Source organism: Alcaligenes ammonioxydans (genome assembly GCF_019343455.1).
GTDB classification, from domain to species: Bacteria; Pseudomonadota; Gammaproteobacteria; order Burkholderiales; family Burkholderiaceae_B; genus Alcaligenes; species Alcaligenes ammonioxydans.
Genome location: NZ_CP049362.1, coordinates 2005624 through 2019566 on the forward strand (window position 1 = coordinate 2005624; position 13943 = coordinate 2019566).

The 13943-nt window shown below is 55.9% G+C and carries 8 protein-coding genes; 2 read left to right on the forward strand and 6 right to left on the reverse strand.

Features of this window, described 5'->3' with window-relative positions; all coding sequences use genetic code 11:
- Positions 1-6: 6 nt before the first annotated feature.
- The 5 genes from FE795_RS09250 to FE795_RS09270 all read right to left on the reverse strand — a co-directional run bounded on the left by FE795_RS09250 (position 7) and on the right by FE795_RS09270 (position 5344).
- Entirely contained in the window at positions 7-612 is a 606-nt protein-coding gene (locus tag FE795_RS09250) for an STY4526/YPO1902 family pathogenicity island replication protein (protein ID WP_026484871.1), read from the reverse strand.
- Complete coding sequence (locus FE795_RS09255) at positions 609-2393, reverse strand: ParB family protein (protein ID WP_131070578.1); 1785 nt, start codon at positions 2391-2393, stop codon at positions 609-611. The genes FE795_RS09250 and FE795_RS09255 overlap by 4 nt, the downstream gene beginning before the upstream one ends.
- Positions 2394-2401: 8 nt before the next feature.
- The gene (locus tag FE795_RS09260; RefSeq protein WP_131070579.1) at positions 2402-3346 is read right to left on the reverse strand and encodes a ParA family protein; all 945 of its coding nucleotides are present in this window, start codon (positions 3344-3346) and stop codon (positions 2402-2404) included.
- Between the two features lie 513 nt (positions 3347-3859).
- The gene (locus FE795_RS09265; RefSeq protein WP_131070580.1) at positions 3860-4822 is read right to left on the reverse strand and encodes an OmpA family protein; all 963 of its coding nucleotides are present in this window, start codon (positions 4820-4822) and stop codon (positions 3860-3862) included.
- Positions 4823-4915: 93 nt separating this feature from the next.
- Positions 4916-5344, reverse strand: coding sequence for a hypothetical protein (locus FE795_RS09270; RefSeq protein WP_131070581.1), 429 nt, complete (start codon positions 5342-5344; stop codon positions 4916-4918).
- Between the two features lie 1071 nt (positions 5345-6415).
- On the opposite strand from FE795_RS09270, the gene FE795_RS09275 reads away from it, so the two are divergent.
- Together FE795_RS09275 and FE795_RS09280 are read left to right on the forward strand one after the other, a co-directional pair.
- Positions 6416-6667: a hypothetical protein gene (locus tag FE795_RS09275; protein ID WP_219234836.1), complete on the forward strand. Its 252-nt coding sequence runs from the start codon at positions 6416-6418 to the stop codon at positions 6665-6667.
- On the forward strand, positions 6640-9981 hold the full coding sequence (locus FE795_RS09280) for an AAA family ATPase (RefSeq protein WP_219234837.1): 3342 nt from the start codon (positions 6640-6642) through the stop codon (positions 9979-9981). Before FE795_RS09275 ends, FE795_RS09280 begins: the two co-directional genes overlap by 28 nt.
- Here the strand turns inward: FE795_RS09280 and FE795_RS09285 are convergent.
- Positions 9950-13942, reverse strand: a complete 3993-nt coding sequence (locus tag FE795_RS09285; protein ID WP_219234839.1) for a type VI secretion protein IcmF/TssM N-terminal domain-containing protein — start codon at positions 13940-13942, stop codon at positions 9950-9952. The two genes, FE795_RS09280 and FE795_RS09285, sit on opposite strands and share 32 nt — an antisense overlap.
- Position 13943 lies beyond the last annotated feature (1 nt).

Below are 13943 nucleotides of genomic sequence, written 5' to 3' on the forward strand. Positions count from 1 at the left end.
GTGGCTTTATCCTTGCAGCGGTGGCGTCGTCGGCTTTATTTCCAAACCAAGCTCATCATCTTCAGCAAACTCGACAATGGTTTGCTGGAGTACACTGATTCGCAGCTCAGGAAACTGTTGGTGTAAGGCGTAGATTCGGTCTCGGCAGGGTTTATCAGACATCGATTGCTGAATATCGAACCAGGCTCGATGGATGGCATCACGCACAGCGACTGGAGGTAGGGCTGTACGGCCACCGGGCTCCCCTCCCGGTCTGAGCTGTGCGCGCAAGTCCCGATACTCCTCGTGGGACAACTTGAAATACGCACACACCATCCGACGCGAAGCGCCATGAATCACGAAGTATTCGCGTAACTTGGCGTGTTCACGACGCATATCGAGCAGATGTAGCCCCTTGCTAATGACCTGCTCAGACAGTGAAAACCACATTTCCTGTGGTGAGTTGGCCAGATTCGTGATGTCCCGAGTAGTCCGGTAACGCAGATCATCAAGAAACTCGGGGGAGTAGCCTGCACGCAGCAGAGAGTCCATGTGCCCGCCATCGATTTGCTCAATAATGTGGGCTAGTAACATGCGCCGTAGAACAGGACATTGAATAGGAATCTTATTCATGAAATTTCCTCCGTCACATCCGGCATGAACAAGGGCATAAACCCGTCCAGTTGGCGCTCTGGGTAACGAGTACGAACCCGTTCCATTTCTGTGAGCAGACGAGTCACCAACGGCCCCAATTGCTCATGCCGCAATACCAGGCTCACGCTTTGGAGCGAGACATGGTCGAATGCCTCGCCCAGTAACTCCAGCGCTCCTTCCTGAAACTGCTCCTCGCCCTGCTCCCAAAGCTGTTTCCAAGCAATGGTGAAGCCATCGGCTTCGTGTGGAATGAGCTGCGTAAATCGACGATCAAGCTGACCGGTGAGACTGATCAGGATTTTCCAGAGGGCTCTGCGATAAATGACCAATTCTGGCTCCAGCTCAATCCCATCGACATATCCAATACCTTGGGCAGGGAAGTCCAGATAAAAGCCAAAGATGTGATGTGGCTGATCGCTTTTAAAAAGCACATCAGACATATCGATCAGACTTTGAAACTCTCCTAACACCGTAAATATCGGTTGTGGATCAAATCCTTCGCTCTCCCCGCTCATAATCACGCTCTGCGAAACCGATGGGGAGACTGGTAGGAAGGCACCGCCAGAACTGTCGGGCTTACTCATAGGAGCAGGCACACTGGCCAACATTCGACCTAGCGGAGGTTGCGTTGGAGTTTGCTTTATTGACGGTTCAGGAACAGCGGACGATTGGCCTACGGAGGTTGAAACTGTCGCCTCAATCAACGTAAGGGTTTCAACCGCCATACGTGGGTTAGCTTCCAAAGCCTGAGCCATGGCTAATAACTTATCGGGAATCACTTCCAAAGCCGCAGCAACCGCTATGGTGACCTCTTCGAGTAGTTGCTCCACTTGTAAAAGTGCAGGTACATCCCGATCGCTGACCTCTTCCGCACTAGTACGGTTACTCAATTGACGGGCAGCGGATTGCTGGCTAAGTAACGCGGCATACTTGTGCAGGATTGTTTGTAATGCTGTTTCAGCAATAGGCTGTTGGTTGAATTTGTCAGCTAGTTTTAAAAGCTGTGTTACACGAGGTTTAAGAACCAGATTAACGTCACTAATTTTGAGCCAAGGACCTATTGGAGCTAAATACTCCACAGCGAAAAGGAAGTTTTGCAGCATGCTCATGCCGAAATTCAGGCCACTGGCCTGGCGCAACTCTCGGTTCAATTCTGTAGTCGAAAGTGTTTTGCCCGATTCCTTCTCAAAATGCTCCTTAAACGACAGCACTCCCTGGGCTTTTTCCCAAAACGAAATGTCGCCACGCTGCTCGTTTTCAGCCAGGTGCGCCGCAATAGTCGGAGCATCCCCTTTCCAGACCTTGACGATAACCGTCAGGCGTGCGAAGCGTTGGTCACCCTCTTCGTAAAGCTCTTTCGCAATACGCAGCCGTGTATTTCCTCCACCGTAAACCATATAGCGCGGCTGACCAGGACGCCTAGTAACGCTGATATGGTTCAAGATGCCATTGGCCCGAATCGACGCCTTGATCTCGTCATAGAGTGGGTTAATTTCGGTACGCGGATCAAATTCGTACCGATCAATATCGGTAATCGCCAAATTTGAGATACTGCCATCGACCACATCCATGGGCGTCATAGCTCCCATGGCATTTAGTGGTGGAGGCGTACCCATCAGGGAGCGTTTTGCAATGTCTTGATAGTTCGATTTTTTTGAGGACACGGGACTGGTCTCTCTTGATGTTGAACCCAACTCAGCGTTCATGCGCAACTGCGCGGCACGCTGACTGGCGGTCAGCAATTCCGGAGTTTTAGACATGGCACGCTCTACGAGTTAGTCGTTAGCGGGCTGTCTGGCTCTTCAGACGTGGAGATAGGGACATGCAATGCCGCTAGCGCGGGAGCTAACTCATTGCGGTGATTGGGAGTGAATTTATTGCTCAGATTGGGGATCAATTCCCATAGCAAACTGTGCATGTGATCGCCTGCCCTGACCGGATCAATCCAGTGAGCCGGGACTTGAGCGGTAGCGGCTTTTTTGTACGCGACCGCTTGTGGAATCTGGGTGGCCAGCACGGTGACACGCCCGCTCATTTCAATGAACTGATTGCGGATTAGGCTGGACATGGTGCGGCTATCGACGGTATTTTCGGTGCGATTTATCACGCACTGAATGGCGGGCACCTTGTAGCCAAGATTGGAGGCAGATTCGTGACGAGCCACCAGTTTAATCGTGCCGTCAACAAACTCACGGGCCGACAGAACATCAGGGGCTACAGGAGCGAGAAGCACATCCGCCGCATTGACGGCGGCGTCTTGTAGGTGGCCCACTGCCCCTTGGGTATCGATGATGCAGACGTCGTACTGAGCACGAATATCCGGGTTACTTAGGGCCATCCGAATACGCACCAGGCGATCAAGCTGATTAGACAACCAGATTTGAAGGGGGCTGTCGTCACGCTGAGTGTCGGAGCACACAATATGCAAGAAACCGCCCTGCACATTCAAACTTGAACGATCACTCTCAAATTCAGCAGGTGGAAATTCGACGTGACTAATGCAGTCCGTGGTGAGTGCTCCCGACATCACCATTTGCGTTAAGCCATGAGGAGCTTGATGAGCCAGTTTGTAATAGCGTGTTAGAGATGGCTGAATATCCGCATCAATTAAAAGAACGCGATATCCGAAATCAGCAAGCAATCCGCCCAAATTGGCAGTTAATGTGGTTTTGCCAACGCCACCTTTAGTGGCAACAGTTGTGAATGTAAGCATTAAAAAACCTCGTTGAAAAACCAACGAAATCTCTGCTTAAATTACTGTATAAAAAACTCTAATTAACAGGCGACTTAACATAAAGCCACATTATGCGATAATTGCCAGCGAACTAAACAAGAGGTCTTTATTTGTCCCACACAGCAATCTCGCGGGACCTTCAAGCAACTGATTTTCAAGCAAAAAAGCATTCAATACAGTCAAAATCCGGCCGCCTGTCGTTGCTTCGGTGCACCGGCCACCTGCACCCATAAGGTCTACACCCAATCCTGGGCAATGCGCGCTTTCAGTTCCCTTATATCGGATTGATTGCCCCTAGGGCTGGGCTCGATGTGTTTTGTGGCATGAGTGTAGCCACCACAAGCACGCCAAGCACAGCCGCTCAAGATCAACCCGCCACAGATACAGAGCGGTGTAGGACGACGGAACGAACGCAAGCCCTATCCCTGATCGCCCGAGCCCGCAGCCAGCACACTGGTTCTGGTCATCTCGTTGCTTGCGCCTGAGATGGTGTTACTGCACTACCAACTCAACTCGTCTATTGCGCGCGCGCCCTTTTTCGTCTGCATTGCTTGCTACCGGAGAAAAAGATGCGACACCTTTAGCCAGCAAGTTTTCCGCCTTAACACCATATGAAGTATGTAAAGCCTGAACAACTGCCTGAGCTCTACTCTGCGACAAGGTCAGATTGGCATCAAGCGAACCTTGATTATCCGTATGGCCCACCACATATACTTTTAGGTCTTGATGGCTAGAGAGCAATTTAGCCATTTCTGATAAGGCCGTATCCGATTCTGGTTTTATCTCTGCTTTAGCGCTATCGAAGTAAATGCCTGGAACCGTGACATACCCTTGGCGTTCGAGTGATTGTTGCAACTCGTCCGCTTGTAGCACTTTAATTTGATCCAGTTCCAATTGGGCACCTTCTACGATTTCCTGATAGAGATAGGTCCTGTTATTGGACGCATCATCCACCACATGCAGAAAAACGTGGACCTCTCCTGCCTCATCACTACGACGGGTGAGCAAAACACGCTCACTTGAACTACCAAAGACCGCATCGCCAAATGCAGTAGGTCGAACGCGTCCCTCAAGGGAAATAAAGGGCATCATATCCGGACCACACGTCTCTGGGCCATGGCAGGCAAACAGCGTTTCAAACCCGCCTTGCTGCAGCGCTTTCTCGTAATTTCGCAGAACCTCCAATGCTGAATGCTCACCCGGAATCCGGTAAGCGATGCGAGTGACCTTGCCCTCCAATTCAAGCAATTGCCCCGGTGCTTTCTTGTCCTTAATGATTCCCGCAGGCAACACGGCGGCATCGTAGTTTTTTCTCAAATAGTTGCGAATCTCTGCCCCTGGGAATCGACTCAAAAGCTGATGATCGCTAGAACCTTTGACGTCAGCGGCAAAAACAGCTGGTGCATCCACTATCAGCAACACCAGAAAAACGAAAGATAAAATTGTCTTTAACATATATTTTAATTATAAAAATAAACCGCTATTTATTACTATTTACATTCTGATTTTTTGATTCTTGATTTCTATGATCATTAATATTTTTTGTTGTTATAGGTTCCGCAATGCACTACGGACTTCTCCACATTTTGCGGGATTGGTGAGTTCAAAATCCGTCACCAAACGCGTCTTTGGATCGTAGGACATCGTTAGCTGACAGGGACGGAGTATGTCTCTGTCCTCATAAATAATACCTGTCGTCATTCCTGGTCGATCCAAGTTATGGTATGCGTAAGTATCTGCCTCCACGGTGACTCGTTGGTAGTAGGAAAGATTCCACTTATAGGCAGGCTCTCCATTCAAAACGGTTTCAACTTCCCCGCTACGACCAAAAGCATCACGATATTTTTCTATGCTCTCCCCCCTTACCATCGGTTTTTCTATGAGCTGAATACCTAACGCGGAGCCTATTTCAGCAGCACAGCCACCAAGACTTATCAGGGTTAAAAACGAAATAATTAATTTTATGATGTGTGTCATTTTATATAAAAAGATACAAATTGTATTAAACGATCAGCTCGGAATAATTCCAAAAGCCACGCGTTTTTAACACACATTCTGCAAGCTCAGGCTTAAAATTTTTCTCTTTTCCAAAGCATGCTCGATAAAAACAATTCAAAGAGAATTTGCACTCTTTTTCACTCATAGCCATGTTGCAAGACTATGACGAAACGCCTGGCTAAGCACTCAACGACTCAGCCCATATCCATTAAGCCTCCACAATCGCCATAGTCGTTTTAATACGCAACTGTGTACGGCAAGCCCCTTCTTTTAAACGCAAGGTCAAAAGTATCTGGGTTGTTTGCCTTCTAGAGGGAAGCGGACACCCACTGCATACGGCGTGTAGTGATTTGCTCGTAACTAGCATTGAACAATCCCACATGGAGAGGAACGGTCTGCGCCCAGTACAGGGAGAAACAATGACTTCTGGTGCCCCAGCCGTTCTGAGTACACGTCAAATCCCGACAAGGAAAGCACCATAAGATTGGGGCGCAGACCCGAGCCGACAAGGGCAACCGCCCTGAGCCTTGCGTGCAAAGCGCAAGACCAGCCATGCGCGACATTTCTGGCGAATCTGAGCACGGCCGGAGCGACGCCATTCTATCGGGACCTGTACCCTGCTCCCGTCGATCCTGCTACGCAGACCGGCCCGCCAATAGTCGTTTTTTCAGCGCCATGTGATGTCGCGTTTGAGCCGCCGTAACCCTCACAAAGCCATTAACAGCCAATTATCGCCCCCCATGTGATCTGGGTTTTGCCACAGCCGCGTAATAAATCAGAGGCCTAATTAGTTTTGTTACAAGCCGACGCGGCCCGCTGCATGCCTTGTGTTCGCGCGGCCAAGCTTGATGGGTCCCTCATAGCGGTATTGGGGATCAGGTTTCCTTCCCGGTTAAACCAAAAATAAACGCCTGCAAACCAGAATGAAGCCTTTTGTTGCATCACTCTAACATTTACTAACGCAGGGTGCAGTCGGCAGGGATGGAAAACAAGATGGGAATGCAAACGGGGATCTCGAGACAGAGTCCCAACCGAATTGAACTCTATTGTTTGGGAACCTTTCGTTTATTGATCGACGGGCAGGACCGCAGTCACCTGCTAAGTTATGACAAGGTCAAGCTGCTGCTCGCTCTTTTGGTGCTGGCACAGGGCCAGGCAATAGCACGAGTCAAGCTGGCCGATATGCTCTGGCCCGAGAGCGACCCCGAGCAGGGGCGCGCTCGGGTGCGCCATGCCTTGTATGTGTTGCGTCAGGCATTGGCCCCCTGTCCAAGGTGCTGCTCAGCTCCACGGCAAGCCTGACACTGGAGTCCGATACCGTCTGGAGTGACGTTCTGTACATAGGCAGTTCCACGGCGACCGAGCTGGACGAAGCGCGCAACAAACTAAGCCTGTACCAAGGTCCATTTCTGGAGGGCCTTAAATTGCCCGGTAGTGACAGTTTGATGAGCTGGCACAACAACTGGAATGCACGCCTGGACATCGAGCTGGCGCAATGCCGACACCATCTGATCAAGGCATTGATGGCCAGCGAACAGCAGCAGGCAGCCCTGGCGTATGCCAAAACCTGGGTCAATCTGTGGCCTGAGGATGAATCCTGCCACCGCTTACTTATCCGACTTTTGGTGCAGGACAATGATCATGACGCGGCCATGCTGGCCTATCAGCAATGTTGCGATGTGCTCCAGCAGCGTCTGGGTGTACAACCTGACGCACAGACGCGCGCTTTGCTGGGCACCGGTGTTAACGCAGCGCCCGCCTTACATGGGCCGTCCGATCCCGAAGGCTACCACTTTCGGGCCATGGCTACGGTAGCCATTGCCATTGGCTGGCGCCCCAACCCTGACAGCGGCGACGATTCCATGGAGACGGATTACGAAACCAGAACCTTTCTCCTGCGCGAAACGCATGAGCGGGTGGTGCGCTGTGCTCGCGAACACGGGGCCTGGATAGAACAGGAACATAACGCCACCTTGCTGGCGCATTTCGGCTACCCCGCCATCAATGAGCGTCCCGTGGCCCCTGCCCTGACCCTGGCGCGCACGCTGGCCGGTCTCAGCCGGCCAGCCCAAGTCAGTCTTGGCCTGGCCGTTCATGCTGATGTACTGCCCATTGATCCGACCACGCCCATCAACGCACACCATTTGCTCTGCCAATCCGTCATTTCCCTGGCCTGGCAAGCAGACAATGGGGCGGTCTTGCTCAGCAGTCAGGCGGCTGCACGCCTGTCGTCCTGGTCTCTGGAGGCCTTGCCATCAGGCAAAGAACCATCCTCATACCAGTTACGCCTGAGCGAAACCGCCACCGATACCGGCCGCATTCACGGACGGCTGCGCGAGTTCGATATTCTGCTTCAATACTGGAGCGGTCGTCTTAGCGCGGCGCCACGCATGCTGTTGCTGCATGGTCATACCGGAATGGGCAAGACCAAGCTGCTGCGTTCGCTGCAGGACTATGTGCGCAATGTGGAAGGTGCCGTCGTGGCGCTGCAGACCCAGGAAAATGATGTACGCAGCCCTTACGCGCCGGTACTGCGCTGGCTGCAAAAAGAGCTGCGATATGTCACACCGAATACCGCCGACACCCGTAACGGCGAGCAGGACACGCAGCTACATCAACGATTGATGGCCCAGTACGACCTGAGCGTTGCGCAGGCCGATATTCTGCATCAGACCTTGATTGAACCGTCCACACTCGGCCAGAGCGTAGTGCGTGAACAAACGCAACACGTCTTGCTGGCCCTGTTGCACGCGCTTTGTCGGAACCAGACCTTGTTGCTGACCTGGGAGGACTTGCACTGGTGTGATGCCGCCAGCCTACAATTGTTGCAGCGTCTGCTGGCAGGCGAGGAGCGGCTGCGCATCGTGGCCACCTCTCGCCAGGCCTTGCCCGAGTCCTGGCCTGTCCTGCCCTTGCGGATTGGCGCACTCGCCCACCAGGACATGAATGAACTGATCAGTCAGCGCAGCCGCTCGATCAAGCTGCCTCGCGATATTCGCACGCACATCATCGAGCACAGTGAAGGCAGCCCCATGCTGGCACGCGAACTGCTGCACTTATATCAGCTCGGTCAGGACCTGACCCTGGTGCCGCGCTTGCTGGACCAGTGCGCCGCCCATTTGCGCCGCCTGACGCCGCTCCAACGCGAACTGGCCTACTTGGCAGCCCTGCTGCCCAATATTGACGAGCGCCTTGCCAGCCGTTTGCTGGAGCAACCCCAATCGACCATCCGTACCGCTTTGCAGATCCTGGAGCAGCATGAATGGTTGATGTCCACCGAGCAATCCCGCTGGCGCTGCCCCGATATACTGGGCAACTGTCTGCGCCAGCTCATTATCCGTCCCGAGCGTGAACGACTCGGACGACGGCTGGCCGAGCATATGGTCGAGCATAATCACGCGCCATCGGCTATTGCCACCCTACTGGGGCAAGTTCGCTACCAGGATACGGTCCAGTGGTGGCAACGCGCCATCGAGCACGCACTCGAACACGGCCAGTTACAGGAAGCCGAGCGCTACCTGTCACAGGCTTTACGCAGCCGGCGCTTCATCGCCGATCCCACCGTGCATTCACAAACCAGTTTTGCACTGCACCTGACTAAAGCCTCCTTAAGCACCGCGGCCACGGGCCCGGGCTCTCCCCGTTCGGTAGAAGCCTTCGAGCAGGTCAACGAGCTGAGGGACCCTGAAGAGCCCCTGACCTTGCTGGCCAGCCTGTGGGGCGAATGGTTGACCCGCCACAATCGCGGACAATTGGACGGCTCCTTGCCGATTGCCGAAAAAGTACTGCGCTTGTCTCAGGATCAACTCAACGAGGCTTGGCAAGGCTGGGCCTGGTACGCATTGGCCCAGCATCGCCTGTGGCGGGGCGATCCGGTACAGGCAGAAACGTTGCTGGTGCGGGCCCTGCCGTTGATCGGCATGTCGGCTGAACCCCAGGATGCCCAGGCCCTGCCATCCCAGAAGCCCTCGCAGGCGCTGGCCTATGCCTCGTTGGGATTGTGTCAGGCCTTACAAGGCCATTTTTCCACTGGTTTGCAAAATGCCCGCCACGCCATCACCCTGGCCAGCTACCACCATCATCCTTTGGCGGGCGCCATTGCCTCCCGGCTACATCTGATGCGTATTTACTACCTGGCCGGAAATCTGCAGGAAATGGCTCAGGAGAGTTTGACGTTGACTGGAACGCAGTCACCGGCCAAGTCCGATACGGTCTGGATTGCACTGGCGCAGATGCATCAATTACTACCCGCTGTGCTACAGACCCGCAACGCGGACCTGATTGAGCCCATGCAGGCCGCGATCGAACGTATACGCATGGATATGCCTGTTGCTGTGGAAGGACAACTGTGCATGCTGGCTCGCGCCCTGCTTAGCCTGGCGCGCGACGACGCCGCGTTTGCCGTATTGGCCGAAGCCGAACAGATCAGCGAACAACACGGTTCCGTGCTGATGATTCCAGAAATACAGTGTCTGCGCGGCGATATCTGGCTACAGCGCCAATGCCCGGACCTGGCCAGCCAACACTGGCAGCAGGCCCGGGAAAGCATGGACCAGCATGGGCTGCTGGCCTACCAGCACTGGCTTAACGATCGCCAGGCACTAATTCCGGGTTGACCCGCAAGGCCTGGGCAATCTGCCTGGCCACGATGCGGGCTTGTTCGCGGCTGTCATAAACCGGGCTTTGCACCCGGTACAGATCTTTGCGTCCCGGACGAGGCAAGGGAATCTGCACGGCGTCAATCCCCAGCGCATCCAATTGCTCAACGGCAGCGCGGGGATCGGCAAACACCCCCACCTGAACACGCCAGCCCTGCTGCGACCGCTCCTGAGCCGGCGTCGCTAATGAGGCCGCCACTTGCTCGGGCGCAGGTTTGGCGGCCCGTTTTGAAGCGGGCTGAACAGCCTGCTTTTGCGGTGCCGGTGCAGTCGGGGCCGAATCGGGCGGCAATGGTCCCTCCTCCTGAAACACCGTTACTGGCGAACGCCAGCACTGGGTCACAATGCGCTCGGGCACCAGATCCTGCGTCCAGCTCGGTTGCGCCATCGGACTGCTCACGCCGGACTGCGCCTCGCGCAGGGTCAGCAATTGCTCGTTGATCTGAGCCTGTCGGGCCTGAATGCGATGCAACTGGTTCACGTTATCCACCAGATTACGTTGCCCCTGCAAACGCCAGTTCAAGACCAGCCACTGTACGCCGGCATCGATCAGACGCTCTTCTTGCTGCGGGAAGTCGCTGGCCTGGAAACGGTGCTCACCACTGCTGAACTCGTGCAAAAAGTCGATAAAGCCTTCTGCGCCCGGATAGACCCGCTCCAGCACAAAGCCTGGAAACTGAATCTGCAGCACTGCATCACCACACTGCCCCTGTGCCCATGCAAAGGTAGCCCTGGAGGGGAAGTTGAAGTTATCCAGCCGCGTCACACCGCTGGCACATTGCAAACTCAGGCGGGTGCGTTGAGGCAATTGACGCGCCCCGGTGTTGAGCAGCGGCGGCTCGGCATCGATCACAACGGCAGCGGCCAAGGACTGAACCGCTTTGGCCTGTTTATCCAGCTCAGCCAGCTCCTGCTGCAAGGTTTCGATCTGGCTACCGCGCACACGCGCCGCCTGTTCATCGTGCAGGCGCGTTTCGGCATGCGCCACCTGCCGCGCCTGAACGGCGTTCGCGTAGGCATAGAACTGCCCACTAAGCGGCATGCTCTGCCCCAGCGCACTGCGCGGTCCGTAACTTTGCGCATCACGGCTCACAAAGTAGCGCAAATCACCCTGCAAGAACTGAGGCACGGTGCCACGATCACCGTACAACAGTTCATAGGCCAGGACGGGACTGCGCACACCCTGTACCACACTCAAGACCGAAGCGGCCCATTGATCCTGCAAACCGCAGGCGGTGCGCCGGGCGGTGTAATCCAGCACCAAGGCCAGCGGTCCACGCATCAGAGTCCACACGGCATCCTCACGGGCTGTATCGCGCTGCAACTGGGTGCGCAAGTCATCCAGACTGTGTTGGGCATCGTGCAGCAACGACTCTTGCACTTGCGGGTCCTGTCCAAACCCCCAGGTCTGGCGTGCCAGTTCCTGCGCGCTGCCCGGCCCCTGCAACAAGCGCTTGATCGCATCGGCAAGTTGAGTCTGATAGGCACGCAACGGCGCAATGCCCGCCAGACTGGCGCTGACGCCCTGCACGCTTTGTGTCAACGACTCCCCCTGCTGCACCGAGCGCAGCCCCACATGCCCCAGTGCATTGACGCGTTGAGCCTGATCCAGCCAGCCTGCCAGACCCTCCTGGGCGGGGGCCTGACGGGCGGCCAGACGCAGTTGCTGCAACGTCAGCATGCTAGCCACCCAAGCCGGGCGTTCTCCGGCAGGCACCTGCTGAAACAGCCCATCGACCGCTTCAAAAAGACGGGCATAGGGATCAGCCACTGAAAACAGACTGCTGATGGCGCCATCCCAATCCGATTCGGTCTGCAAATAAAAACGGGCATCGTTAAAGCGCACAATGAAGCGATACCAGGCGTCGTAGGACAGTTGCCGGAAACCCTGTTCCAGCACATCACTTTGCCCCATCCAGAAACTGCGCTCACCCGAGGCTTCGGCCAGCTCCTGGACAAAACCCGAGATCGCTGCCGTACCGGTCTGCGTCAAACCGGCAGCGATCACAGGCGCCCTAGCATCGGGCCGGACACTCCAGAAATCCGCCAGCGTAATCGGGCGGATGCTGTTTTGAAAATCCGCCCAGGCCAGCAACCAGGAGGGCGAGCGAGCACGCAAGCCCAACTGGCGCAGCGCAGCCTGCAACGCATCCAGCTCCCCTTGCAGTTGAACCCGCTCGGGGGACCAGCGCAGATAATCCACATATTGTTGACCAAGCAGCACACCCGTCTGCAGACCGACTTGCCGGGAGGCCGAGTCGCCATACAAGGTCGCCAGCTCCATGCCCGGCAAAGGCCGACCTTCAAGCGGGCTGCCGCGTAACTGGCCGGCCACCAGATTGATGCGACGCACCAAATACTGACTCCAGGCAGCCACTTCTGTCTCGCTGCCGCTACGACTGACGCGTGGCAGATCCTGCACAATCAATGGGTCCAGAAACGCCTGCAGGATTTCGCGCCGGAACGCATCCACAAAACGTTGCTGGTAAAACTGCTGTACCTGGCGCACATGGCCCTGAAACGGCAACCAGGCCTGGATGCCGTGATTGGCGCTGTCCAGCCTGCCAATGGCACTGCGCCAGATATTGAGCGACTGCACATCTTCGTCCAGCGCACCCTTTTGCATGCGTGTTTCGAGCTGCTGCAACGGTTGGGCCGCAAAGGCTTGCAAACTCGAGCGGGCACGTTCACTGGAGTAAAACAAGCCGCCTGCCAGCGCACCACACAAGAGCAGCCAGGCCAGAACCAGAGAATGACGCAACACACGGCGCCAGGGCGACCAGCGGTCGAAGACTTGCCAGCCATACCGGCAAGACGGCAGGATGCGATCGAGCACGTCGCGGGCAAAGGCAATGCCTTCACGAGTTTGATGCGGAGTGCGCACCTGCCAGTACAGGCCACGCAATAAAGGGGTGGCCGAATACGGCGTGGCCTCGAAAGCCGGGGCCAGCAAGTCTTGCAGGATGGCTTGTTGTGCCGCGATACGTTCGGGCAATTCAAACACCGGCGCAGGCTGCACTCCATGCTGACCGAGTACAATCCGCAATTGCGCCATTCGTCGCCCCACGGACTCGAACGCCTGCGCCAGAAACTGCAGCGAGCCCTGCTCGGCCCCTTGTCCGCCCACCATATAGCCCAGCGCCTGATCGTAGACCTCGGGCGGCAATTGCTGCAGCCAGGCAGACAGACCGGGAACCTTCTCGCCCCCTTGCAACATCAGCCAGACAGGAATGCGCGCCTGAAAAACACGCGCCAAGGCATCATGGCGAGCCCGCATCTGCTTGCCCGCCGCCTGCAACTGTTCCTGATTGGCCTGCAATAGCCAGGACAAGTCGATATTGAAAACCAAGCCGTTAAGCGGCTCGCGTCGGCGCGTGCGCATCAGTTGGTGCAACAGACGCGACCATGCCGCTTCTTGGGCCGTGTGCTCATCCGCGCCGAGCACCGGCCCAGCCCACACCATGACACTGGCTTTCATGAAAAACCAGCCCAAGCCCTGATCCAGGCCTGGCCCCGCTGCGGGCAGCGATTGCACCGCGAGCCGGGCATAATCGTCCTGAGTCTGGCAAGGTCCAACATCCAGGCTCAGCATCCAGGGCAAGGCATACAACGATGAACGCCGTCCCCCCAGTCGTGCCTGACGCAGCACCTGCAAGCCGGCTCCCCATTGGGCGTCAAACGCGGCATGCTGGCTGCCCGCCACACGCGGCATGTCCCGCGCCAGACGCCGGCGCAAACGCCACGCCAGCCAGCGCCGACGCAGCCCCGCAGCCAGCCAGATCAGCAACAGCGCGACCAGCACCAGCGTTGGCAAGGCCCACAGCGGCCAGCCCTTGTGCATCACATACAACCAGGCCAGCCCCGTCAGCACGAGCAGCAGCGCCAAGAAGCCCAGCACACGCAAACTTCGTTTCAACATA